Annotated in this window: 20 protein-coding genes; 8 read left to right on the top strand and 12 right to left on the bottom strand. The window is 74.8% G+C overall.

Annotation, left to right across the window (positions count from 1 at the left end; translation table 11 throughout):
• Positions 1-29: 29 nt before the first annotated feature.
• On the bottom strand, positions 30-464 hold the full coding sequence (gene mraZ / locus ACWPWV_RS17420) for a division/cell wall cluster transcriptional repressor MraZ (RefSeq protein ID WP_454044582.1): 435 nt from the start codon (positions 462-464) through the stop codon (positions 30-32).
• Positions 465-916: 452 nt separating this feature from the next.
• Between mraZ and ACWPWV_RS17425 the strand changes: the two genes are divergently transcribed.
• From ACWPWV_RS17425 to ACWPWV_RS17435, 3 genes are read left to right on the top strand one after another with little or no spacing between them, the layout of a single operon-like run.
• Positions 917-1,855, top strand: coding sequence for an AAA family ATPase (locus tag ACWPWV_RS17425; protein WP_454044583.1), 939 nt, complete (start codon positions 917-919; stop codon positions 1,853-1,855).
• A gap of 1 nt (position 1,856) precedes the next feature.
• Positions 1,857-3,197 (top strand): DUF58 domain-containing protein, encoded by a 1,341-nt coding sequence (locus ACWPWV_RS17430; protein ID WP_454044165.1) that lies wholly within the window; start codon positions 1,857-1,859, stop codon positions 3,195-3,197.
• A complete protein-coding gene (locus ACWPWV_RS17435; RefSeq protein WP_454044166.1) occupies positions 3,194-5,503 on the top strand; it encodes a transglutaminase family protein in 2,310 nt (769 codons plus the stop codon). The genes ACWPWV_RS17430 and ACWPWV_RS17435 overlap by 4 nt, the downstream gene beginning before the upstream one ends.
• Here the strand turns inward: ACWPWV_RS17435 and ACWPWV_RS17440 are convergent.
• From ACWPWV_RS17440 to ACWPWV_RS17450, 3 genes are read right to left on the bottom strand one after another with little or no spacing between them, the layout of a single operon-like run.
• Positions 5,451-5,846 carry a DUF3040 domain-containing protein gene (locus ACWPWV_RS17440; protein WP_454044167.1) on the bottom strand — a complete coding sequence of 132 codons (396 nt, stop codon included), beginning with the start codon at positions 5,844-5,846 and terminating at the stop codon, positions 5,451-5,453. The genes ACWPWV_RS17435 and ACWPWV_RS17440 overlap by 53 nt on opposite strands.
• Positions 5,847-5,883: 37 nt before the next feature.
• The gene (locus tag ACWPWV_RS17445) at positions 5,884-7,140 is read right to left on the bottom strand and encodes a DNA polymerase IV (RefSeq protein WP_454044168.1); all 1,257 of its coding nucleotides are present in this window, start codon (positions 7,138-7,140) and stop codon (positions 5,884-5,886) included.
• A 19-nt stretch (positions 7,141-7,159) separates the two neighbouring features.
• Positions 7,160-7,603, bottom strand: a complete 444-nt coding sequence (locus tag ACWPWV_RS17450) for an SAV_6107 family HEPN domain-containing protein (RefSeq protein WP_454044169.1) — start codon at positions 7,601-7,603, stop codon at positions 7,160-7,162.
• A 256-nt stretch (positions 7,604-7,859) separates the two neighbouring features.
• Here ACWPWV_RS17450 and ACWPWV_RS17455 point away from each other — a divergent pair, with 256 nt between their 5' ends.
• On the top strand, positions 7,860-8,684 hold the full coding sequence (locus ACWPWV_RS17455; protein WP_454044170.1) for a spermidine synthase: 825 nt from the start codon (positions 7,860-7,862) through the stop codon (positions 8,682-8,684).
• 156 nt (positions 8,685-8,840) lie between these two features.
• On the opposite strand, the gene ACWPWV_RS17460 is transcribed toward ACWPWV_RS17455, so the two are convergent.
• The 5 genes from ACWPWV_RS17460 to ACWPWV_RS17480 form a co-directional block, all read right to left on the bottom strand.
• Entirely contained in the window at positions 8,841-9,044 is a 204-nt protein-coding gene (locus tag ACWPWV_RS17460; protein WP_251150730.1) for a cold-shock protein, read from the bottom strand.
• A 287-nt stretch (positions 9,045-9,331) separates the two neighbouring features.
• A complete protein-coding gene (locus ACWPWV_RS17465) occupies positions 9,332-10,255 on the bottom strand; it encodes a proteasome assembly chaperone family protein (RefSeq protein ID WP_454044171.1) in 924 nt (307 codons plus the stop codon).
• A gap of 131 nt (positions 10,256-10,386) precedes the next feature.
• Positions 10,387-10,827 (bottom strand): response regulator, encoded by a 441-nt coding sequence (locus ACWPWV_RS17470; protein WP_454044172.1) that lies wholly within the window; start codon positions 10,825-10,827, stop codon positions 10,387-10,389.
• Positions 10,824-12,452 (bottom strand): sensor histidine kinase, encoded by a 1,629-nt coding sequence (locus tag ACWPWV_RS17475; RefSeq protein WP_454044173.1) that lies wholly within the window; start codon positions 12,450-12,452, stop codon positions 10,824-10,826. The genes ACWPWV_RS17470 and ACWPWV_RS17475 overlap by 4 nt, the downstream gene beginning before the upstream one ends.
• A 2-nt stretch (positions 12,453-12,454) precedes the next feature.
• Positions 12,455-13,795, bottom strand: a complete 1,341-nt coding sequence (locus ACWPWV_RS17480) for a PP2C family protein-serine/threonine phosphatase (RefSeq protein WP_454044174.1) — start codon at positions 13,793-13,795, stop codon at positions 12,455-12,457.
• A 108-nt stretch (positions 13,796-13,903) separates the two neighbouring features.
• Between ACWPWV_RS17480 and ACWPWV_RS17485 the strand changes: the two genes are divergently transcribed.
• The 3 genes from ACWPWV_RS17485 to ACWPWV_RS17495 all read left to right on the top strand — a co-directional run bounded on the left by ACWPWV_RS17485 (position 13,904) and on the right by ACWPWV_RS17495 (position 18,096).
• Complete coding sequence (locus ACWPWV_RS17485) at positions 13,904-16,276, top strand: HelD family protein (protein ID WP_454044175.1); 2,373 nt, start codon at positions 13,904-13,906, stop codon at positions 16,274-16,276.
• 74 nt (positions 16,277-16,350) lie between these two features.
• A complete protein-coding gene (serA, locus tag ACWPWV_RS17490) occupies positions 16,351-17,550 on the top strand; it encodes a phosphoglycerate dehydrogenase (protein WP_454044176.1) in 1,200 nt (399 codons plus the stop codon).
• 84 nt (positions 17,551-17,634) lie between these two features.
• Positions 17,635-18,096: a pyridoxamine 5'-phosphate oxidase family protein gene (locus ACWPWV_RS17495; protein ID WP_454044177.1), complete on the top strand. Its 462-nt coding sequence runs from the start codon at positions 17,635-17,637 to the stop codon at positions 18,094-18,096.
• A gap of 73 nt (positions 18,097-18,169) precedes the next feature.
• On the opposite strand, the gene ACWPWV_RS17500 is transcribed toward ACWPWV_RS17495, so the two are convergent.
• Complete coding sequence (locus tag ACWPWV_RS17500) at positions 18,170-18,364, bottom strand: DUF5302 domain-containing protein (RefSeq protein ID WP_454044178.1); 195 nt, start codon at positions 18,362-18,364, stop codon at positions 18,170-18,172.
• A gap of 162 nt (positions 18,365-18,526) precedes the next feature.
• Here ACWPWV_RS17500 and ACWPWV_RS17505 point away from each other — a divergent pair, with 162 nt between their 5' ends.
• Positions 18,527-19,585 carry an aldo/keto reductase gene (locus tag ACWPWV_RS17505; RefSeq protein WP_454044179.1) on the top strand — a complete coding sequence of 353 codons (1,059 nt, stop codon included), beginning with the start codon at positions 18,527-18,529 and terminating at the stop codon, positions 19,583-19,585.
• A gap of 25 nt (positions 19,586-19,610) precedes the next feature.
• Here ACWPWV_RS17505 and nrdR read toward each other — a convergent pair whose 3' ends face one another.
• Together nrdR and ACWPWV_RS17515 are read right to left on the bottom strand one after the other, a co-directional pair.
• Positions 19,611-20,186 (bottom strand): transcriptional regulator NrdR, encoded by a 576-nt coding sequence (gene nrdR, locus ACWPWV_RS17510; RefSeq protein ID WP_454044180.1) that lies wholly within the window; start codon positions 20,184-20,186, stop codon positions 19,611-19,613.
• A 391-nt stretch (positions 20,187-20,577) separates the two neighbouring features.
• Complete coding sequence (locus tag ACWPWV_RS17515) at positions 20,578-20,970, bottom strand: LysM peptidoglycan-binding domain-containing protein (RefSeq protein ID WP_454044181.1); 393 nt, start codon at positions 20,968-20,970, stop codon at positions 20,578-20,580.
• Positions 20,971-21,043: the final 73 nt, after the last annotated feature.

Genomic DNA, 21,043 nt, shown 5'->3' on the forward strand with positions numbered 1-21,043 from the left:
ACCTCACCGGACGGGTACCCGAGCCCGTCCTAGAAGCGCAGGTCCGGGAACACCTCCTCCGCGGTGTCGGCGTACGCCGACTCCTGCTCCGCGAGGTAGGTCTCCCAGGCCGTGACGTCCCAGATCTCGACGCGGGTGCCCGCGCCGATCACCGCGACGTCCCGGTCCAGACCCGCGTACGCCCGCAAGGGAGCGGGGATCGAGACCCGGCCCTGCTTGTCCGGGATCTCGTCGCTCGCGCCCGAGAGGAACACCCGCAGGTAGTCCCGTGCCTGCTTGCTGGTCACCGGCGCCTGCCGGATCTGGTCGTACATGAGCCGGAACTCGTCCATCGGCAGGAGGAAGAGGCACCGCTCCTGCCCACGCGTCATGACGAGCCCCGACGCGAGCCGGGGCCTGAACTTCGCCGGGAGGATGAGCCTCCCCTTGTCGTCCAGACGAGGAGTGAAGGTCCCGAGAAGCAGGCTCGAGGAACCGCCGAGCACGTCGTCCACGAAGCCGGACATGCACCTGGCACCTCCCCTCCTGCTCCCAGTTCCTCCACGGTACTCCACTTCGCTCCACCGCTCTCGGGGAAACCGCGGGAATTCACCCCTCTTCGCAGGATCTCCGCAGGTCAGACCGGTGGTGCGACGTGGAGGGGAGTTCTCCCCACGGGCGTGGCGGCGGGACCGCACGCGGCGCGACGGGCATGCCGGCCGCCGATGGCGGCACCGCACCCGTCCTCCGCTCGGAGCAGCGGTCGTCGTCAACTAGGCTCGTCCCACCTGCGGGCTCCCACTCCGCGGCCGCGCCACCACCGACGACGGAGGTCACCGTGCTCCCCGACATCGCCCCTGTCGCGTCAGCCGACGAGCACGACGACCCGGCCACGACGCCGGGCGGTCTCGACGAGCTCGTCGAGACGACGTCCCGCATGCGGTCGGGCATCGAGTCCGTCGTCACCGGCCGGCCCGACCTCGTCAACGTGACGGTCGCCGTCCTGCTCGCCCAGGGCCACCTGCTCCTCGAGGACGTCCCGGGGGTCGGCAAGACCACCCTCGCGAAGGCGCTCGCGCGCACGATCGACTGCCAGGTCGGCCGCATCCAGTTCACGCCCGACCTCCTGCCGAGCGACCTCACGGGCGTCAACATCTACCGCGCGGCCGACCACCAGTTCGAGTTCCGTCGCGGTCCGGTGTTCGCCAACATCGTCATCGGGGACGAGATCAACCGGGCGTCGCCCAAGACGCAGTCGGCCCTCCTGGAGTGCATGGAGGAGGGCCAGACGACCGTCGACGGCACGACCCACGCGCTGCCCCGCCCGTTCCTCGTCGTCGCGACGCAGAACCCGGTCGAGATGGAGGGCACGTACCCGCTCCCCGAGGCGCAGCGCGACCGCTTCATGGCGCGTCTCGCGGTCGGCTACCCCGACCTCGACGCCGAGATCCAGATGCTCGAGCGCCAGGAGGCGGAGGACCCCTTCGCCCACCTGCGCCCCGTGACGACCGGGGACGCCGTCCTGCGGTTCGCGGGCGTCGTCCGCTCGGTGTACGCCTCTCCCGCGGTGAAGCGCTACGTGCTCGACCTCGTGACGGCGACCCGCCAGCACCCCGGCCTGCGGCTCGGCGCGTCGCCGCGCGCGTCGCTCCAGCTGCTGCGCGCGGCCAAGGCGCTCGCCGCCATGTCGGGACGCGACCACGTCCTGCCGGACGACGTCCAGTACCTCGCCGTGCCGGTCCTCGCCCACCGCCTCGTCATCACCACGGAGACGCGGCTCGCGGGCCTCGACGCGCAGGCCGTGGTGTCCGCGCTCCTGGCGCAGACGCCGGTCCCGGCGCGCGATCCGTCCGAGCGGCAGCCCGAGCGGCGCTGACGTGCGCGGCCTCTCCGCCCTGCCCCGGTTGCGCAGGTTCGGCCGCAGCCTCGCCCGCGCGCGCCTCACCCGGCGCGGCACGTCGCTCCTCGTCGCGGGAGCCGTGCTCGTCGCGACCGGCGTGACGCTGGGCCTGCCCGACGTCGTCGGGCTGGGTGCGGCCGCGATGCTGGCCGTCGGCGCGGCGTGGTGCTGGATGACGGCCCGCCGCATCGACCGCGGGCGGCGCGCCCTGGGCGTCGCCCGGCGGGTCCAGCCCAACCCCGCGGTGGCCGGCCAGGTCACGACGGCCCGCCTGACGGTCTCGGCGGCGCGCCGGTCGGCGACGACGGCGGGAGTGCTCGCCCGGCTGCGCATCAGCGAGCAGGCCGCGCACGAGCTGTGCGACCAGGGCTCGCTGCGCGCCCAGGTCGCGACGCGCGCCGACCACATCGCCGTGCGGTACCGCCTGCGCCCCCTGCGCCGCGGGCGCTGGTCGCTCGGTCCCCTCCTCACCACGCGGGTCGACACGTTCGGCCTCGTGAGCGCGACGCAGGAGCTGGGCGAGGCCACGTCGGTCGCCGTGTGGCCGCGCACCGTCGAGCTGCCGGTCCGCGGTACCCGCGCCTTCGGCGAGCAGGAGCGGTCGACGTCCGGTGCACGGCTCTCGTCGAGCGACGACTCCGTGCTGCGCGACTACGTCACGGGCGACGACCCGCGCCGCGTCCACTGGGCGAGCGCTGCCCGCCACGGCCAGCTCATGGTCCGCTCGGACGAGAGCGCGAGCCTGCCCCCGGTCACGGTGCTCTTCGACCGCGGGCTCCTGCCGCACCCGGACCTCGGGCGCAGCGGGGGGCACGCGCTCGCCGACGGCGACTGGTCGGTCGAGTGCGCGGCCTCCGTCGGCGTGTCCCTCCTGCACGCGGGCCACCCGGTCCGCTTCGTCGCGACGTCGCTGGCACCCGTCGTGGACACCTCCGGGTTCACCGCCAACCGGTCCGGGGAGGGGCCCGCCGACCTGCTCGACGCGACCGTCGACCTGCACGGGCACCACGGGCTGTCCGACACCGACCGGGCCGCGGCCGCCACCGCCGAGGCCCTGCGCACGGCACGACGCCCCGGCGAGATCACCGTCGCCGTGACCGGCCCGCTGGGCCCCGTCGCCCGCCACACGGTCGCGTCGATGGCCGGGGACGCCCTGCACTGGGCCTTCGTGGTGCGGCCGCGGACCTGGTCGTCGCAGCGCACGGAGGCCCAGGACACCGTGGACGCGCTGCGCGCGACCGGCTGGCACGTCGCCCTCGTCGACGCCGGGACCCCTCTCGAGAACGCCTGGATGCGGCTCATGGACGGTGCTCGATGAACGACCACGCCACCTCTCGACCGCGCTCGACGGCGCCTGCGGGGCTCGGCGCGCGCGTGCTGGCCACGACCCTGTGCGTGGCCGTCGCGGTCGCGGCGTCGACGTACGCGCTCGGGACCGTCATCGGGCCCGGGGACTGGACGCGCACCGCGGTCCGCACGCTCGCCGTCCTCGCCCTCGTCACCGGGCTCTCGCGGTACGCGCTCGAGCGGTCCCGGTCCGTGCAGGGCGAGGCGCTGGCGCCACCCGCCGCCCTCCTGCCGTCGCTCGCCGGCCTCGTCGTCGGGTCGTGGGCGCTCCTCGGCCTCTACGGCGGACCCACCGACCGGTTCTCCGTCCTCATCGGGCTGTCGAACGTCGAACGTCTCCTCTCCCGGGTCCAGACGGGGCGCGAGCTCACCCTCGCGGAGGTCGCCCCGATCGACCCGAGCCTGCCCATCGAGCTCCTCGCCGTCGGCGGCGCCGTCGTCGTGTTCCTCGTCGCCGACCTCATGGCCGGCGGGCTGCGCCTCGGCGCCGGGGTCGGGCTGCCGCTGCTCGCGCTCTGGATCCCCGGCCTGGTCATCGTGGGAGACGTACCCCCCGTCGCGTTCGTCCTCACCGTGACCGCGCTCGTGCTCCTGCTCGCCGTGGACAACCCGCACCGCGCGCTCCGCCGCGCCGGAGCCGGCGAGGGCCGGGGACGACAGCGCGCCGTCGGCGGCTCGCGCGTCGTGACGGCCGTCGCGACCGCGCTCGCCGTCGCCACGGTCGGGCTCGGCGTCGGCGCCGCGAGCGCGACCCTGCCCGAGGTGGCGTCGTCGTCCTGGAACCGCCTCTTCTCCTCGACGGGCGACACGGTCCGGCTCTCCGACGACCTCGACATGCGCCGGGACCTGGCCGAACGGTCGGACGAGGTCGTCCTCGAGTACCGCACCGACGGCGACGAGGTGGGACCTCTGCGGGTCTTCACCCTCACCGGCTTCGACGGCACGAACTGGCGCCGTGGCGCCGACCGCGACGGGACGCCGATCGAGGGCCCGGACCAGCTCCTCTGGCCGCAGGACACCGGTCGGGGCGAGCCCAGCGAGGTCACGGTCACGCTCCGGTCCCTCCGGGACACCAAGCTGCCCGTGCCGACCGAGCCACGCTCCGTCGACGTGGACGGTGACTGGACGTACGACCCCGTGCGGGACGAGGTGCTCGGCACCCGGGCGACCAGCGCCGGCTCGAGCTACGAGATGACCCTCTACGCCCGTGCGCTCGACGCGGACACGCTGCGCTCGGCGGGCGGGGCGGACCCGGACGACCCCAACTACCTCGACGTGCCGGCGTCGTCCCACGAGCAGGACATCCGCGACCTCGCGGCCCAGGTCGTCCAGGGCTCGCCGACGCGGTACGACCAGGCCCTCGCGCTCCAGACCTACTTCCGCGACGCGGCGACCTTCACGTACTCGACGCAGGTGCCGCCCGGCGACTCCGGCGACGCGGTGTGGGACTTCCTGCAGCAGCGCACGGGGTACTGCGTCCAGTTCGCCACGGCGATGACGATGATGGCGCGCACGCTGGGCATCCCGGCGCGGCTCGGGGTCGGCTTCCTCCCCGGACAGCGCACCGACGACACCACGTTCCAGGTCACCGGCCGCGACTCGCACGCCTGGCCCGAGCTCTACTTCCCCGGCCAGGGCTGGGTGCGGTTCGAACCGACGCCCGCCCAGCAGACGGGGCCGGCACCGACCTGGGCGACTCCCGTCGGGAGCTCGACGGTCCCCGGCCTGACGGACCCGAGCGACGCGCTGACCCCCGGCGTCGTCCCGGGGCCCGAGGAGCCCGCGACGCCCGCACCCACGGTCGGCGGCGGGACGGGTGGCGCCGACGCGGCGGCGGACGGGTCCGGGGCGTCGTGGCTCGTCGTCGTCGCCGCGTTCCTGCTGGTCGCCCTGACCGCCGGAGCGCTGTGGCTCGTCGCCCGCCGGCGGACCCGCCCCGAGGGCGACCTGGACGCGGAGCGCGCCTGGGTCGAGCTGACGGCGCGCCTCGACGGGCTCGGCGTCACGTGGCACGCGTCCACGACACCGCGCAACGTGCCGACGACGGTCGCCGCCGTCGTGCGGGACCGTTCGGGCTCAGACCTGTCGGACGCCGGCGTGGAGGCCCTCGTCGCGCTGGTGACGGCGCTGGAGACGGAGCGCTACGCCCGCGACGGTGCGGCGACGGAGCCGGCCCGGCTGGCGGAGCTCGTCGAGACCTCCGCGGCGGAGGTCGAGCGGTCGCTCAGCGACCGCCGTGCTCGCGACGACGGTCCCAGCGCTCTTCGAGTCGGCTGAGGAACGACTTCCGGGAAGCCGGGGCCGGGTTCGCCGGGCGGACGCGACCGTCGGCGTCGACGGTGCCCACCGGGCCGACCTTGGCCGCGCGCGGCGCCTGGAAGACGAGCACGACTCCCGCGAACATGAGCACGAAGCCCACGACGCCCAGCCAGGTCTGGGAGGTGGCGGCACCGAGGACCAGCAGCAGCAGACCTCCGACCACACCGACCCCGACCAGGACGTATCTCAGCGCCGATCGGCGACGTGGCGACTGCAGCGTGTTGGCCAGGCGCGGGTCGTCCGTGGTGAGGGCGCGCTCCATCTGCTCCAAGACCCGCTGCTCGTACTCAGACAGAGGCATGGGCACCCCGTTTCTCCGCGGTGGTCGTATGACACCCTCAGGATAGATCCACATCAGCGGGCGTGGTAGTCGAGCGGCGTCCTCGGGGCCCCATCGCGATGGATCTCACCCCGAACCGGCCCCGGACGGCGTCCACGGCCTCCTCCGCGCGCCGCCGGGTGGCCCCGTGCTCGTCGACCGCCTCGTCCAGGGTCGGCTGGGCGACCGACCCCTGCCGGACCTCCAGCCCCTCGGCACGGACCCCCACGAGACGCACGGCGAGCCCGCGCAGGTCCACCCCGGCGACGAGCTCGCGCGCGACGAGATAGATCTCCCGCGCGACGTCCGTCGGCGACCCCAGGGTGCGGGACCGGGTCACCGTCCGGAAGTCGCTCGTGCGGACCTTCACGCTCACGGTGCGGGCCACGAGCCCGTGCTGCCGCAGCCGCGCCGCGCAGCGGTCGGCGAGCTCGAGCACGCGGACCTGGACCGCGCCGAGATCGTGCAGGTCGTGCTCGAACGTCGTCTCGGCGCCGATCGACCGCTCCGACCGCTCGGGCTCCACGGGCCTCGGGTCGCGGCCCCACGCGAGGTCGTGCAGGTGCGCCCCCGCCACCTTGCCCACCGCCGCCTGCAGCACCGGCACGTCGGTGTCGGCGAGCTCGGCGACCGTGCGGATCCCCCACTGGGCCAGCGCCTGCTCCGTGCGCTCCCCCACGCCCCACAGCGCGCCGACGGGCAGCGTCCTGAGGAACGGCACCGTGGCGGCCGCGGGGACCAGGAGCATCCCGTCGGGCTTGGCGTGCGTCGAGGCCAGCTTGGCGACGAACTTCGTCGTCGCGACGCCGACCGAGCACGTGATGCCGTGCGCCGCGCGGACCCGGTCCCGCAGGGCGGCGCCGATCACGGTGGGCGGGCCGAGCCTGCGGCGGGCTCCGCTCACGTCGAGGAAGGCCTCGTCGACGCTCACCTGCTCGACGAGCGCGGTGACCTCCCCGAGCATCTCCATGACCGAGCGCGAGACCTCGTGGTAGCGACCGTGGTCCGGCGGGACGACGACCGCCTGCGGGCACGCCCTGCGCGCGGCGGTCATCGGCATCGCCGAGTGCACCCCGAAGGCACGCGCCTCGTAGGTCGCGGCCAGGACCACCCCCCGCTCGGCACCCCCGACGATCACGGGGCGACCGCGCAGCTCGGGACGCCGCGCGAGCTCCACGGACGCGAAGAACGCGTCCATGTCGACGTGCAGGATCGAGCACCCCTCCTCGTCGCCGCCCCAGTCGCGCCGCACCGTGGCACGGGGCCCCCTGCTCATCGCGGGCGCGCCGACGTGGTCATGACGCGACCGAGCGCACGCCCGGGAGCCGCGCGAACCCCGCGTCGGGGTCGACGAGCATCGCGACCTCGTCGCGGAAGTCCTCGGCGCACGCCAGCAGCTCGTCGGCCCGGCGGGCGTCGACCGCGTCGGACCGGCCGGCGTCGACGGCGGCACGCACCCGGGCGCCCCCGGCGAAGTACACGGACCACGCGGCCAGGCCCGGCTCGGCGTCGCTGAGCTGGTCCCACACGGGCCGCGCCCGACCGCGACGCACCGGCCGGCCCCGGAGAGCGACGACCGCCGCCGCCGCCCTCAGCGCGCCCAGGTGCGCGTGCACGAAGCGCTCGGCAGGGTCCGTCGCGAGCGCCGCGCAGACGAGCTCGGCGTCCGCACGCGCGAGCATCCGCCCGACCTCGCCGGGGACGGGGGCCGGAACGGCACCACTCGTGATCTTCGACATCGCGCACCTCCACCACCACTATCGAACACGTGTTCGATACCTGTCAACGCCGTCGGTCGCCGCACCGTACGGTGGGCGCATGGCTCGTCGTGCCCGCCGGTCCCCCCGTACCGTCACAGCGTCTTCCGAGCCACCCACACCGCGTGCCCGCCGTCGGGGGGCCCCGTCCCCGCGCGGCCGCGAGCTGCCGGAGGGGCCGGTCACCACGACGACGGGGACCGCCCGGCTCGAGCGCGACCCCGACCACGACGGCGCGGTGACCCTGTACGTCAACGACGTGCCGAGCTCCCACCTCGACCTCGACGACCCCGGTTTCCTCGCGTTCGAGTACATGCAGCAGATGGCGGCGGTCGTCGACCACGCGCCGCCCGGGCCGTTGCGCGTGCTCCACCTCGGGGCCGCCGGGTGCACGCTCGCACGCTGGGTGGAGCACACCCGCCCCGGCTCGACGCAGGTGGGCGTCGACCTCGACGCCCGGCTCCTCGAGCTCGTGCGCGAGTGGTTCGACCTGCCCCGGTCGCCGCGCCTGCGACTGCGTGCCGACGACGCGCGCCACGCGCTGACGACGTTCGCCGACGGGGCCTTCGACGTCGTCGTCCGGGACGTCTTCGCCGGGGACGCGACGCCGGAGCACCTCGTGACGCTCGGCACCGCTCGCGAGGTCCGCCGCGTGCTGCGCCCGGGTGGCCTGTACCTGGCGAACTGCGCGGACCGCCCGCCGCTGACGACCGCGCGCCGTGAGCTGGCGACGCTCGCGACGGTCGCAGCCCCCGACGACCCGGTCGGGACCGCGCAGGACGCCCGCCCGGCCGACGGCTCGCACGACCCCCACGGGTCCCGGCTCGCCGCGATCGCGGAGCCCGGTCAGCTCAAGGGCCGGCGCTACGGCAACCTCGTGCTCGTGGCGGCCCGCCCGGGCCCGGTCCCCGTCGACCTCGCCTCCGCGAGCCTGGCGCGCGCGGCGCGCACCCTGCCCGTCCCCGCGCGCGTCCTCGTGGGGACGGACCTCGAGGCCTTCGTCGGCGCGGCCCGCCCCTTCGAGGACCCGCCTGCGACCGCGCCCTCCCCGACCGTCCCGTGACGGCCTCGGTCCCCGCGGGCGCCGGACCTGCGGCGGGCCGCGACGGCCCCGGACGCGCAGGCTCGACGGCCCCGGACGCGCAGGAGCCGCGCCCCGACGCGGGACGCGGCTCCTGTGCGAGGACCGCCGGGCGGGCTGGTGCCGCCGGCGCGGCCGTCAGAGCGGGCGGACGTTCTCCGCCTGCGGGCCCTTGGGGCCCTGGGTGATCTCGAACTCGACCCGCTGCGCCTCGTCGAGCGTGCGGTACCCCTGCGTCTCGATCGCCGAGTAGTGCACGAAGACGTCGGCACCCCCGCCGTCCTGCGCGATGAAGCCGAAGCCCTTCTCGGCGTTGAACCACTTCACAGAACCCTGCGCCATGCTGTTCCTCTGACCTTCTGTCCGTCCGGGACGTCGGCGAGCGGACCCTTCGTCCACCCCGTGCGCCACAGCGCGACGTCCCACGTCCTTCGCCGGCGACCGGCCCCGAGGGCCGGCGCGACGCCCGTCCGGGGCGCTCGATCACGCGTCGGCCCGTGCGGCCGGCACCGGGTCGTGCGCGAGCTCGTCACTGCAGCGGGTGACAGTCTGGCACGGAGGGTGTGGGATGTGCCACGCAGAATCGCGGTGTCTCGTACGGATTTGTCGGCACATACCCCGGCGGGCGGTCAGTCCCCCTGCTGCGCGAGGAAGCGCTCGAACTCGGCGCCCAGCTCGTCCGCGGTCGGGATCGGCGCGGTGTCCGCGAGGAGGCTGGTACGACCCACCGCGCGGGCGAACGCGTCGTACTGCTCCTCGAGCGCGTGCACGACGGCCGCGACCTCCTCGGAGTCGCGGACCTGCCGCTCGACCTCGGTCGTCGCGTCCTGGGCGGCCTCGGCCAGGCCGGACGTCGCCAGGTCGAGACCGGTCAGTCGCTGGACGTGCTCGAGCGCGACCACCGTCGCGGGCGGGTACGCGGACTGGGCGAGGTAGTGCGGGACGTGCACGGTGTAGCCGACCGCGTCGTGGCCCGCCTCGCCGAGCCGCAGCTCCAGCAGCGCCGCGAGGCTCGCGGGTACCTTCACCGTCCCGAACCACGACGCGTGCTCCGCGACGAGCTCGGGGCGCGTCGCGTGGGCCGTCACGGACAGCGGGCGCGTGTGCGGGATGCCCATGGGGATCCCGTGGATGCCGACGGTCAACGACACCCGCAGCCGGTCGACCACGCCGCGCAGCGCGGCGACCACGCGCTCCCACTGGAGGTCGGGCTCCGCGCCGTGCAGCAGCAGGAACCCCGACCCCTCGGCGTCGCGCACGTGGTCGACGACGAGCCGCGGCTCGTCGTACGCGGACCACCGGTCCGTGCTGAACGTCATGGTCGCGCGCTTCGAGCGGTAGTCGAGGAGCTGGTCGACGTCGAACGTCACCAGCCGGGTGACCTCGCCCACCTCGAGCAGGTGCTCGACGGCGCGCTCGCCGGTGCTCCCGGCGTCCACGAAGCCGGCGATCGCGTGCACCAGGACCGGACCGGCGCCCGGCTCGGGCGTGCTCGGCCACAGGCGCGCGACCGCGTCCTCGTCGAGCTCGTAGATCTCCCGGGGGTCCAGCATCCGTCCTCCTCGTCGCGTCCTACGCCGTCCGCCGTCGTGCGCGGAGGCCTGTGGTCGACAACGCGTCGCACCGGCAGATCCTTCCCGGCGCACGTGCGTGGGAGGCGCGGCCGGCGCTGGCCCGCGGGCGCTCAGCGACCGGGCAGGCGGACGACCGAGACGAAGAAGTCGTCGATCTGCCGGACGACGTCGATGAAGCGGTCGAAGTCGACGGGCTTCGTCACGTAGGCGTTGGCGTGCAGGGAGTAGCTGCGGACCACGTCCTCCTCGGCCTCCGACGTCGTGAGCACCACGACGGGGATCTGACGCAGCGCGTCGTCCTTCTTGAGCTCCGCGAGGACCTCCCGGCCGTCCATGCGCGGAAGGTTGAGGTCGAGCAGGATGAGGTCGGGCGTCGGGGCGCCGGCGTGCTCCCCCTCCTTGCGCAGGAACGCCAGCGCGCTCACGCCGTCCGAGACGACCGACAGCCGGTTCGTGACCTTGTGGTCCTCGAACGCCTCGCGCGTCATGAGCACGTCGCCCGGGTCGTCCTCGACGAGCAGGACGTCGATCGGCTTCGTGCCGTGGCTCATGCGGTGGTCTCCTCGGGGTCGCGGCCCGTCCTCGGGCCGGCGTCGTCGGTGCGAGCGTATCCGACCTGCGCGTGGACGTAGGCGTGCGCGAGCGTGAAGCGGACCGTCGTCCCGCCGTCGCGCGGCTCGATCCAGATACGCCCGCCGTGGTACTCGACGATGCGCTTGCACAGCGCGAGCCCGATGCCGGTGCCCTCGTACACGTCCTTCGCGTGCAGCCGCTGGAAGATGACGAACACGCGCTCCGCGTACTGCGGGTCGATCCCGATCCCGTTGTCGGCGACCGAGAGCTCCCAGTGGGTGTCGTGCGCGAGGACGCCCACGTGGACGACCGGCGGGCGGTCCGGCGCCCGGAACTTCAGCGCGTTGCCGACGAGGTTCGCGAACAGCTGCTGGAGCAGGGCCCGCTCGCCGACGACGACGGGCAGCGGGTCGTGCGTGACGGTGGCACCGGTCGCGCCGATCGTCTCGGAGAGGTCGTCGAGCGCCAGCGCGAGCGACGCCTCGAGGTCGACGTCGACGCGCTCCGTCCCGGTCCGCCCGACGCGCGAGAACCCCAGCAGGTCCTGGATGAGCCGCTGCATGCGCTTGGCGCCGTCGACGGCGAAGTCGATGTACTGGTCGGCCCGGTCGTCGAGCTCGCCGCCGTACCGCTTCTTGAGCAGCTGCGTGAAGCTCGCGACCTTGCGCAGGGGCTCCTGCAGGTCGTGCGAGGCGACGTAGGCGAACTGCTCGAGGTCGCGGTTGGAGCGCTCGAGCTCGTGGGCCTGCTCCTCGAGCAGCTCGTGCGCGCGCGCCGCGTCCGCGTGGGACGCCTTGATCTCCGCGACCTGGCTCACGAGCTCGACGCGCATGTGCTCGACGTCCTGCGCGAGGTCCGCGATCTCCGCGGGACCCGACGTGACGACGGGCTCGTCGAGCTGGCCCGAGCTGACGAGGCGGACGCGGTGGGCGAGCTGCGCGACCGGCTCGGTGACCCATCGCTTGAGGCACACCCACAGGATGATCCCCACCGCGAGCGCCGCCCCGACGAGCACGAGGACGCTGCCGAAGAGGACGCGGCTCCAGCGGTCCAGCGCCTCGACCGCCTCCGCGCGCTCGGCGCGCAGGTCTACGACGTACCGCCCCGTGGCGGCTCGCGCCTCGGCGAAGAGCGCGGCCCCGTCGGCACGCTCCACCCGCGAGACGGTGCCCGGTCCCGCGCGCCCCGTGCTCTCGATCGCGGGCTCGGCGTAGTCGGTGAACCACGCGTCGACCGCGCGCAGCGCCTCGTCGTGCGCGGCGGTCAGGCCGTCGCCGGAGCCGAGCCGCGCGAGGTCCGCGGGGTCGGCGATCGCGACGGTCCCGTCACCACCCACCGCACGTCCGTAGGCCTCGAGCGCGGTCTCGTCGCCGGTCGCCGCGTACGAGCGCACGGCCGACTCCGTGTCCAGCAGAGCGACGAACGACGAGTCGGCCTGGGTGACGGCGTCGAAGTAGGGTCCCGTGATCTCGTCCTGGAGGGCGAGCACGCGCGAGAGCGCGAGCGCCGACGTCGTCACGACGCCCAGCACGATCACGCCCGCGACGACGAGCGCCCACCCCAGCCGACGGCGCAGGGTGGGCGCCCTGCGGCTCGCGCTCACGCTCACCGTGCCCACTCGTCGGAGTCGGCGAGCGTCGCGGTGCGCTCGGCCGGCACGGGCGCGTCGTCGCCGGCCCAGCCGATGACGAGCAGCGCGGCGTCGTCGGCGAGGGGTCCGCCGTGGAGGTCGCGCACGCGGCGGAAGACCCGCTCGACGATCCCCTCGGTCCCGTGCTCGAGGGCCGTGTCGACCGCACGTCGCAGGCCGTCGACGCCGATGCGCTGCGGACGGGCCCCGCGCGAGGTCGCCTCCGGGTCCGCGACCGTCGCCTCGACGAGCCCGTCCGTGTACAGCATGAGCGCCCACCGGCCGCCGAGCTCGACGCGCTGGGCGGACCACCCGCCGTCGACCGGGATCCCGAGCGCCCGCCCGCGCGCCGTCGGCACGATCTCCGTCGCGCTCTCCTGCAGCAGGAGCGGCGCGAGGTGTCCCGCGAGATGGATGTCCGCGAACCGCCGACCGGGGTCGACGACCACCTGGCAGAGCGTGACGAAGACCTCCGGCCGCGCGCGCTCGGGCACGAGGACGCGCTCGAGCAGCGGCAGGATCCCCGCCGGCTCCGTGTCCGAGAGGACGATGGTCCGCCACGCGGTGCGCAGCGTCGCGCCGAGCGCGGCCTCGTCGGGCCCGTGGCCCGCGACGTCGCCGATCACGCACAGCACGGACCCGTCGGGCCGCTCGACGGCGTCGTAGAAGTCCCCGCCGAGGAGGCCGTTCCCGCCGGGCACGTAGCCGACCATGACCGCGAGCCGCTCGTCCTGGACGAGCGGCGTGGGCAGCAGCGCGCGCTCGAGCCGGGCCGTCTCGGCCGCCCGCACCTCGCTGCGGTACAGCGCCCGCTGCTGCTCCTCGGACTTGCGCCGCTGCACGGCGTAGCGCAGCGAGCGCCCGAGCAGGTCGCCGCCGACCTCGCCCTTGACGAGGTAGTCGTCGGCGCCCGCCGCGACGGCCTGGACGCCCAGGTCGATGCCCGAGTGCCCGGTGAGCACCACGAGCGCGGGCGGGCTCACGCCGGCCCGCAGGCGCTCGACCCCGCCGAGGCCGACCGAGTCGGGGAGGCCGAGGTCGAGCAGCACGCAGTCGACGGGGCGGGCCGGGAGCATCTCGAGCGCGAGGTCGAGCGTCGTCGCCCGGTGCAGCTCGACCTTGAGGCTCGCGTCGGAGAGCAGCTCCTCGACGAGGAGGGCGTCGCCGTCGTCGTCCTCCACGAGCAGGATCCGCAGCACGTCGGACGGGGCGAGCACGGACCGGTCGGTGGCACCACCGGCCGCGCCGGTACCGCCCGGGGCGCCCGCGGCGTCGGGGGGCCCTGCGACGGGGCCGTGCCCGGGCTCGCCGGTCACGACGTCCGCTCCCCACCAGTCGCCATGGCCACCGATCCTAGCGGCCCCTGCCCGTCCGGCCCGGCGCGACGCCCCGGTCGTGCCGGACGGCGCGCGCGGTGCGCCATAATGGACGGCCGCGTCACGGTACGGCAGGCGCGGGCGGTCGGTGCGGCAGACGAGGTCGGGCGGCGCGGACGGCGGCGGCCCGACGCGCGGGACGGACGAGAGGAAGACGTGGGACGTTCGGACGAGCTCCGGCTCGAGCAGGAGATCGTGGACGCCCTCTACGCACGTCTGGACGAGCTGCGTGCCGCGTCCCGCGCGCGTCTCGACGCGGTCCGCCGGTCGGGACCGTCCGGATCGCCCCAGAACCGGAGCGAGCGCGACGCGTTCGCGACGCTCTACGAGGACCGGGTCGCGCAGCTCGACGCCGTGGAGGACCGGCTCGCCTTCGGCCGGCTCGACCTCGAGGACTCCACGCGGCGCTACGTGGGACGCATCGGGCTCACCGACGCCGAGCACACGAGCCTCCTGACGGACTGGCGCGCGCCCGCCGCGCAGGCGTTCTACCGCGCAACCGCCGCGCACCCGGACGGCGTCGTGCGCCGGCGGCACCTCGTGACGCACCGTCGCGAGGTCACGGGGATCGAGGACGAGCTGCTCGACCTCGACGCACCGGCGGACGTCGCGGGCTCGACGCTCTCCGGGGAGGGTGCCCTGCTCGCCGCGATGGCGGCGGGCCGCACCGGCCGCATGGGCGACATCGTCGCGACGATCCAGGCGGAGCAGGACGCGATCATCCGGTCCCCGCTCGGCGGGGCCCTCGTCGTCCAGGGCGGTCCGGGGACGGGAAAGACCGCGGTCGCGCTGCACCGTGCCGCGTACCTCCTGTACGCGCACCGGCGCGTGCTCGAGCGCTCGGGCGTGCTGCTCGTCGGCCCCAGCCTGTCGTTCCTGCAGTACATCGACCAGGTCCTGCCGTCCCTCGGCGAGACGGGCGTCGTGAGCACCACGATCTCCGACCTGCTGCCCGGTCTCGTCGCGGACGGGGACGAGGATCCGCGCGTCGCCCGGGTCAAGGGCCGCGCGGTCATGGCGACGGCGGTGCGTCGCGCCGTGCGTGCGCGCGAACGGGTCCCCGCCCACGACGTGCCCGTCCGGCTCGACGGCCACGACCTCGTCATCCGCCGGCGCGACGTGCGCGACGCGATCGCGAAGGCACGCCGCACGCACAAGCCGCACAACCTCGCGCGCGTCACGTTCGTCCGTGACATGCTCGGACGGCTCGTCGACCAGTACGCCGCACAGCTCGGCGAGGCGCTCGTCGGCGAGGACCGCACGATCGCGCTGGAGGACCTGCGGTCGCACCACGACGTCCGGGTCGCGCTCAACCTCGCGTGGCTGCCCATCACGCCCGAGCGGCTCGTCGAGGACCTGTACACCAAGCCGCACCGGCTCGCGGAGGCCGCCCCCGAGCTCTCGCCGGCCGACCGCCGCCTGCTCGAGCGGCCGAAGGGTTCGCCGTGGACGCCGGCGGACGTCCCGCTGCTCGACGAGGCGGCCGACCTGCTCGGCGAGGACGACCAGGTCGCGCGCGCCGAGGCCGCGGCGCAGTCCGCGCAGCGTGCGCGCGACCTCGAGTACGCGCGCCAGGTGCTCGAGTCGTCCGGCGCGGGTGACGGGATCGTCGACGCGGACGTGCTCGCGGAACGGTTCGCGGCGAGCGGCCCACGGCTCACGACCGCCGAGCGCGCGGCGCAGGACCGCAGCTGGACGTACGGCCACGTCGTGGTGGACGAGGCGCAGGAGCTGTCGGCGATGGCGTGGCGGATGCTCGTCCGCCGCTGCCCGACGCGGTCGTTCACGATCGTCGGGGACGTCGCGCAGACGTCGTCGCTCGCGGGCGCGCGCTCGTGGGCCGGCGCGCTCGACCCGGTGCTGCGCGACGGCTGGCGCCTCGCCGAGCTCACGGTCAACTACCGGACGCCCGCGGCGGTCGCGGACGCCGCGCGCGACGCCGCCGTCGCGGCCGGCCTGCCCGTCTCGCCGCTCACGTCGGCGCGCGAGGTCCCGGGCTCGCTCCGGTTCGTCGAGGTCGCGGGCGGGAGCACGGACGGTGCGGCGACGGGCCGTGGTGAGCTGGGCGGCGCGCTCGTGGACGCGGTGCGGCGCGAGGTCGCGTCCGCGCGGTCGGCGTTCGTCGGAGGCGAGGCCGGTCGCGTCGCGGTCGTGGCGGCGACCGCGGCCCTCCCGGCGCTGCGCAGCGCGCTGGACCTCGACGCACCCGGGCGGCGCGCGGACCCCGACGCGCCCGTCGTCGTCCTCGACCCCGTGCAGGTCAAGGGGCTCGAGTTCGACGCCGTGGTCCTCGTCGAGCCCGCGGACGTGGCCGAGGGCGAGTCCGGCGCGTCGGACCTCTACGTCGCGATGACCCGCCCCACGCAGCGTCTCGTCGTGGTGCACGCCCGTCCCCTGCCGGCAGGGCTCGGCGCGCGGTAGCCCGCCTCCGTCACGTCGTCCCGAGGGCCAAGACCCGTTTGGTCCGCACCGCGGACGGGGCGCACCATGGGGGTGTGCTACGCGCCCTCCTCCTCGAAAACCTGCACCCGCTCGCCGCCTCGAACCTCGAGGCCGCCGGGATCGACGTCACCGTCCGCACCGGAGCGCTCGACGAGTCCGAGCTCATCGACGCCCTCCAGGGCGTCCACCTGCTCGGCATCCGGTCCAAGACCAACGTCACCGCGAACGTGCTCGAGAACGCGCCCGACCTCGTCGCGCTCGGAGCCTTCTGCATCGGGACGAACCAGATCGACCTGCGGTCCGCGGCGAGCCAGGGCGTCGCCGCCTTCAACGCCCCGTTCCAGAACACGCGGTCGGTCGTGGAGCTCGCGCTCGCGGAGATCATCGCGCTGACGCGCCGCCTCACCGAGCGCGACCGCGCGCTCCACGACGGCGTGTGGGACAAGTCGGCCGAGGGCGCCCACGAGGTGCGAGGACGCACGCTCGGGATCGTGGGCTACGGCAACATCGGCACGCAGCTCTCGGTCGTCGCGGAGAACCTCGGCATGTCCGTCGTGTTCTACGACACGGCGGAGAAGCTCGCGCTGGGCAACGCCCGCCGCATGGACACGCTCGACGAGCTCCTGGAGACCGCCGACGTCGTGACCCTGCACGTCGACGGCCGGGCCGGCAACGCCGGCATGTTCGGCGCCAAGCAGATCGCGCGCATGCGCCCGGGCGCGATCTTCCTCAACCTGTCGCGCGGCTTCGTCGTCGACTACGACGCGCTGCGGGAGGCGATCCTGTCGGGCCACGTCGCGGGGGCCGCCGTCGACGTCTTCCCCGAGGAGCCCAAGCGCAAGGGCGACTCGTTCCACTCCGAGCTGCGCGGCCTGCCGAACGTCATCCTCACGCCGCACATCGGCGGGTCCACGGAGGAGGCGCAGGAGGCGATCGGGCAGTTCGTGTCGTCGAAGCTGCGCGACTACCTCACGACCGGGTCGACGACGCTCAGCGTCAACGTGCCGAACCTCGCGCTGGAGCAGACCACGGGGATCACCCGCATCACGCACCTGCACCGCAACACGCCGGGCGTCCTCGCAGCCGTCAACGCGACCCTGGCCGAGCACGGCACGAACATCGAGGGCCAGCTCCTCGCGACGCGCGGCGAGCTGGGCTACGTCGTCACGGACGTCGGCTCGCGCGTCGAGCCGGCCGTCGTGACCGCGCTCGCCGACATGGAGCAGACGATCGCCCTGCGCGTCCTCGACTGAGCCCCGGCGCGAGCGACGAAGGTCCCCGTCACGGAGGACCTTCGTCGCGTGCGCGCCGGCGGCGTCCCGGTGCCACGATGGAGCATGACCGGATACACGAACGACGCCGCCGAGGTCCTCGACGCCGCCACGTGCTGGGAGCTCATCGCCGGCACGCGCGTCTCGCGGCTCGCCGTGAGCGTCCGGGGCGAGCCCGACATCTACCCCGTGAGCGTGCGTGCGCACGACGGCGGGCTGACCTTCCGCACCATCCCGGGGACCAAGCTCGCGACGCTCGTCACCAACGACCGTGTCGCGCTCGAGTGGGACGGGGTCGAGGAGGACTCCGCGTGGAGCGTCGTCGTGCGCGGGACGGCCCGCCGCCTCGACACGGCGGAGCAGGTCGCTGCCGTCGAGTCCGCCGTCGAGCCGCTCGCGCCGCTCGTCGACGTCCCCACCGAGGAGTGGGTGCGGATCGAGCCGCAGACCATCAGCGGTCGACGGTTCCTCCTCGCCGCCTGGTCGGAGCCGGCCGCCGGCGAGCGGTCGCCCGGCACGGGTCCCTGACGCCGACCGGCCGGAGCGCGACGACGGGACCCGACCGCACGGGGCGGCAGGGTCCCGTCGTGGGCTCCTGCGGTCAGCCGGACTTGCGGCGGAAGGTGCGCTGCACCGGTCCGACGGTCTCCGACCCGTGCACGGAGCCGGTGTTCGACTCCCCGTCCGCAGAGCGGTGCTGCGCGGCGTTCTTGCGGTCGAGCGCCTCGCGGAACTTCGCCTTGGCCTCGTCGCTGGGTGCCGTCTCGGCTGCTGGGCGCTGCTGGTCGGACGCCATCGCGTTCTCCTCGTCCTCGGGGTCAGGGGGATCGGCCGGGATCGGGCCCGGCCGAGGTCGGATGCTCGGGAGCCCGACGGCGCGGGCTCCCCGCCAGCCTCCCCTACGCCAGGCGCCGACGCCAGTCCTTTCCCGGCCGCTCCCTCGGGTAGCGTCGTGGACGTGCCCGACACCGCTCCCGACGACTCCGTCCCCGCCGGTCCTCGAGCGCTGCCGCACCGGCGCCTCGGCCGGACCGGCCTGACGCTCCCGGCGGTCTCGCTCGGGCTGTGGCAGAACTTCGGCGAGGCCGACCCGTTCGCGACGCAGCGCGAGATCGTCCTGCACGCGGTCGACCGCGGCGTGACGCACCTGGACCTCGCGAACAACTACGGTCCACCGGGCGGAGCGGCCGAGTCGTCGCTCGGCCGCCTGCTCGCGCGCGAGCTGCGCCCCGTGCGCGACGAGCTCGTCGTCACCACGAAGGCCGGCTACCGCATGGGTCCGGGGCCGTACGGCGAGGGTGGTTCGCGCAAGTACCTCCTGTCGTCGCTGGACGCGTCGCTGCGCCGGCTCGGCCTCGACCACGTCGACGTCTTCTACAGCCATCGCTACGACCCGACCACCCCGCTCCACGAGACCGTCGGGGCCCTCGCGAGCGCCGTGCGCTCGGGACGCGCGCGGTACGTCGGGATCTCGTCGTACTCCGCGCAGCGCACGCGCGAGGCGCTGCAGGTCGCCACCGAGCTCGGGGTCGAGCTCGTGGTGACCCAGGTGTCGTACTCGATGCTCAACCGGTGGATCGAGGTCCCGGACTCCTCGGGGACGAGCGTGCTCGACGTCGCCGCGCGCGCGGGCATGGGGGTCGTCGCGTTCTCGCCGCTCGCCCAGGGCATGCTCACGGACCGGTACCTCCACGGGACGCCGCGCGACTCGCGCGCGGCCCGCGGCGGACCGCTGCGCGGGGAGTTCCTCTCGCAGGAGAACCTCGAGCACGTGCGCCGGCTCGACACCCTGGCACGCGCGCACGGCCGCTCGCTGGCCGCCACGGCGATCGCCTGGGCCCTGCGCGACGCGCGGGTCACGTCGGTGCTCCTCGGCGCGAGCTCCACGCGTCAGCTCGACGACAACCTCGCCGCGCTCGGCGCCCCCGCCCTCACCGACGAGGAGCTCCGTGCGGTCGAGGCGGTCCCGGCCGACACCGGGATCAACCTCTGGGCGTCCCGCTCGAGCGACCTCTGACGTCCGGCGCGTCCGGACGCACCGGTCAGCGCGTCGGGGACGCGGCGTCCAGGCCGCCGGCAGTCCCCTCGGCCTCCTCGGGCCCGCCCGTCGCGGCCCCCGCGTCCACCGCCGCGTCAGCGCGCGCCCCGGTCAACCGGGCGGCGGTCCGCTCCTCGCGCTCGACACGGAGCGACGTGATCGCGCTCTCGAAGTCCTCGAGGGAGTCGAACGCCTGGTACACGCTCGCGAACCGCAGGTACGCGACCTCGTCGAGCTCGCGGAGGGGACCGAGGATCGCGAGACCGATCTCGTAGGCGTCGAGCTCGGCGCTCCCGCTGGCCCGGATCGTCTCCTCGACCCGCTGGGCGAGGAGCGCGAGGTCGTCCTCGTTGACGGGTCGACCCTGGCACGCCTTGCGGACGCCGTTGACGATCTTCTCGCGCGAGAACGGCTCCGTCACACCGGACCGCTTGACGACGGACAGGCTCGCCGTCTCGATCGTCGTGAAGCGTCGCTGGCACTGCGGGCACTGACGACGACGGCGGATGGACGCACCGTCGTCCGACGTGCGGGAGTCGACGACACGTGAGTCCGCATGACGGCAGAACGGGCAGTGCATGGCGACTCTCCTCGGCTGGGGGTTCCGCGGCACTCGCAGGGCGAGAGCGGCGCGACGAACGTATGCCGCCGCCCCGCGACGGTGCAACACGCCGACGCCCGCGCGACGGTGCGGAACCGGGGACGCCGCCGTCCGGAGACGCAGAACGGGGGCGACCGGTCTCCGGTCGCCCCCGTCGGGACGCCCCCGTCCCCATCTCGCGCGCGACTCGCCTCGCACGCGCCGACGTGCTCAGGGGTGGCGGCTGACCGCCGACCCCGCCTCCCGCCCGGCCCCCCAGCCTGGCGAGTGAGGTGACACTAACTTAGGGCCGCCTAATCGTCAGCGCAAGCCCCGGAGAGCACCTGATCGCGCCGCACCGCGTGTCCTGGGTCACAGAACGTCCGGTGCCTCAGCCGTCGACCGGGAGCAGCAGCCGCTGCCCTGCCGCGAGCCCCGAGGACGACAGGCCGTTGAGGTCGACGATCCGCGCCACGACGTCGCGCACGTCCTCACCGGGATCCGCGAGGCGTGCGGCGTGGTCCCACAGCGTCTCTCCCGCGGCGACCACGTGGACGCGCACCTCCTCCGGCTCTCCCGCCGAGCCGGCGACCGCGCTCCCGACCCGTGCGCCCAGCACGACGAGCACCGCGAGGAGGAGCACCAGGACGACCCGGCCCCGGCGGGTCAGCCGGAGCGGCGCCTCGGGAGCGCCCCCCGTGCGGCGCACCGTCCCGGCCTGACGCCGCGCACCGCGGTCCGACCGGTCCAGCCGGCCGTCCCACCCTGTCGTCACACTCGTCATCACTGCCTCCGTCCCTCGCCGGCGCCGGAGCGCCTTCCCCGGTCGCTCCGGCCCGGCGAGGTCTGCGTCGTCG

The organism is Cellulosimicrobium sp. Marseille-Q8652 (genome assembly GCF_965112045.1).

Coding starts and splice junctions, on each gene's coding strand:
- ACWPWV_RS17425 (WP_454044583.1), top strand. CDS start 917: ATGCGGTCGGGCATCGAGTCCGTCGTCACCGGCCGGCCCGACCTCGTC.
- ACWPWV_RS17435 (WP_454044166.1), top strand. CDS start 3,194: ATGAACGACCACGCCACCTCTCGACCGCGCTCGACGGCGCCTGCGGGG.
- ACWPWV_RS17440 (WP_454044167.1), bottom strand. CDS start 5,846: ATGCCTCTGTCTGAGTACGAGCAGCGGGTCTTGGAGCAGATGGAGCGC.
- ACWPWV_RS17445 (WP_454044168.1), bottom strand. CDS start 7,140: ATGAGCAGGGGGCCCCGTGCCACGGTGCGGCGCGACTGGGGCGGCGAC.
- ACWPWV_RS17450 (WP_454044169.1), bottom strand. CDS start 7,603: ATGTCGAAGATCACGAGTGGTGCCGTTCCGGCCCCCGTCCCCGGCGAG.
- ACWPWV_RS17460 (WP_251150730.1), bottom strand. CDS start 9,044: ATGGCGCAGGGTTCTGTGAAGTGGTTCAACGCCGAGAAGGGCTTCGGC.
- ACWPWV_RS17465 (WP_454044171.1), bottom strand. CDS start 10,255: ATGCTGGACCCCCGGGAGATCTACGAGCTCGACGAGGACGCGGTCGCG.
- ACWPWV_RS17470 (WP_454044172.1), bottom strand. CDS start 10,827: ATGAGCCACGGCACGAAGCCGATCGACGTCCTGCTCGTCGAGGACGAC.
- ACWPWV_RS17485 (WP_454044175.1), top strand. CDS start 13,904: ATGGACGGCCGCGTCACGGTACGGCAGGCGCGGGCGGTCGGTGCGGCA.
- ACWPWV_RS17495 (WP_454044177.1), top strand. CDS start 17,635: ATGACCGGATACACGAACGACGCCGCCGAGGTCCTCGACGCCGCCACG.
- ACWPWV_RS17500 (WP_454044178.1), bottom strand. CDS start 18,364: ATGGCGTCCGACCAGCAGCGCCCAGCAGCCGAGACGGCACCCAGCGAC.
- nrdR (WP_454044180.1), bottom strand. CDS start 20,186: ATGCACTGCCCGTTCTGCCGTCATGCGGACTCACGTGTCGTCGACTCC.
- ACWPWV_RS17515 (WP_454044181.1), bottom strand. CDS start 20,970: ATGACGAGTGTGACGACAGGGTGGGACGGCCGGCTGGACCGGTCGGAC.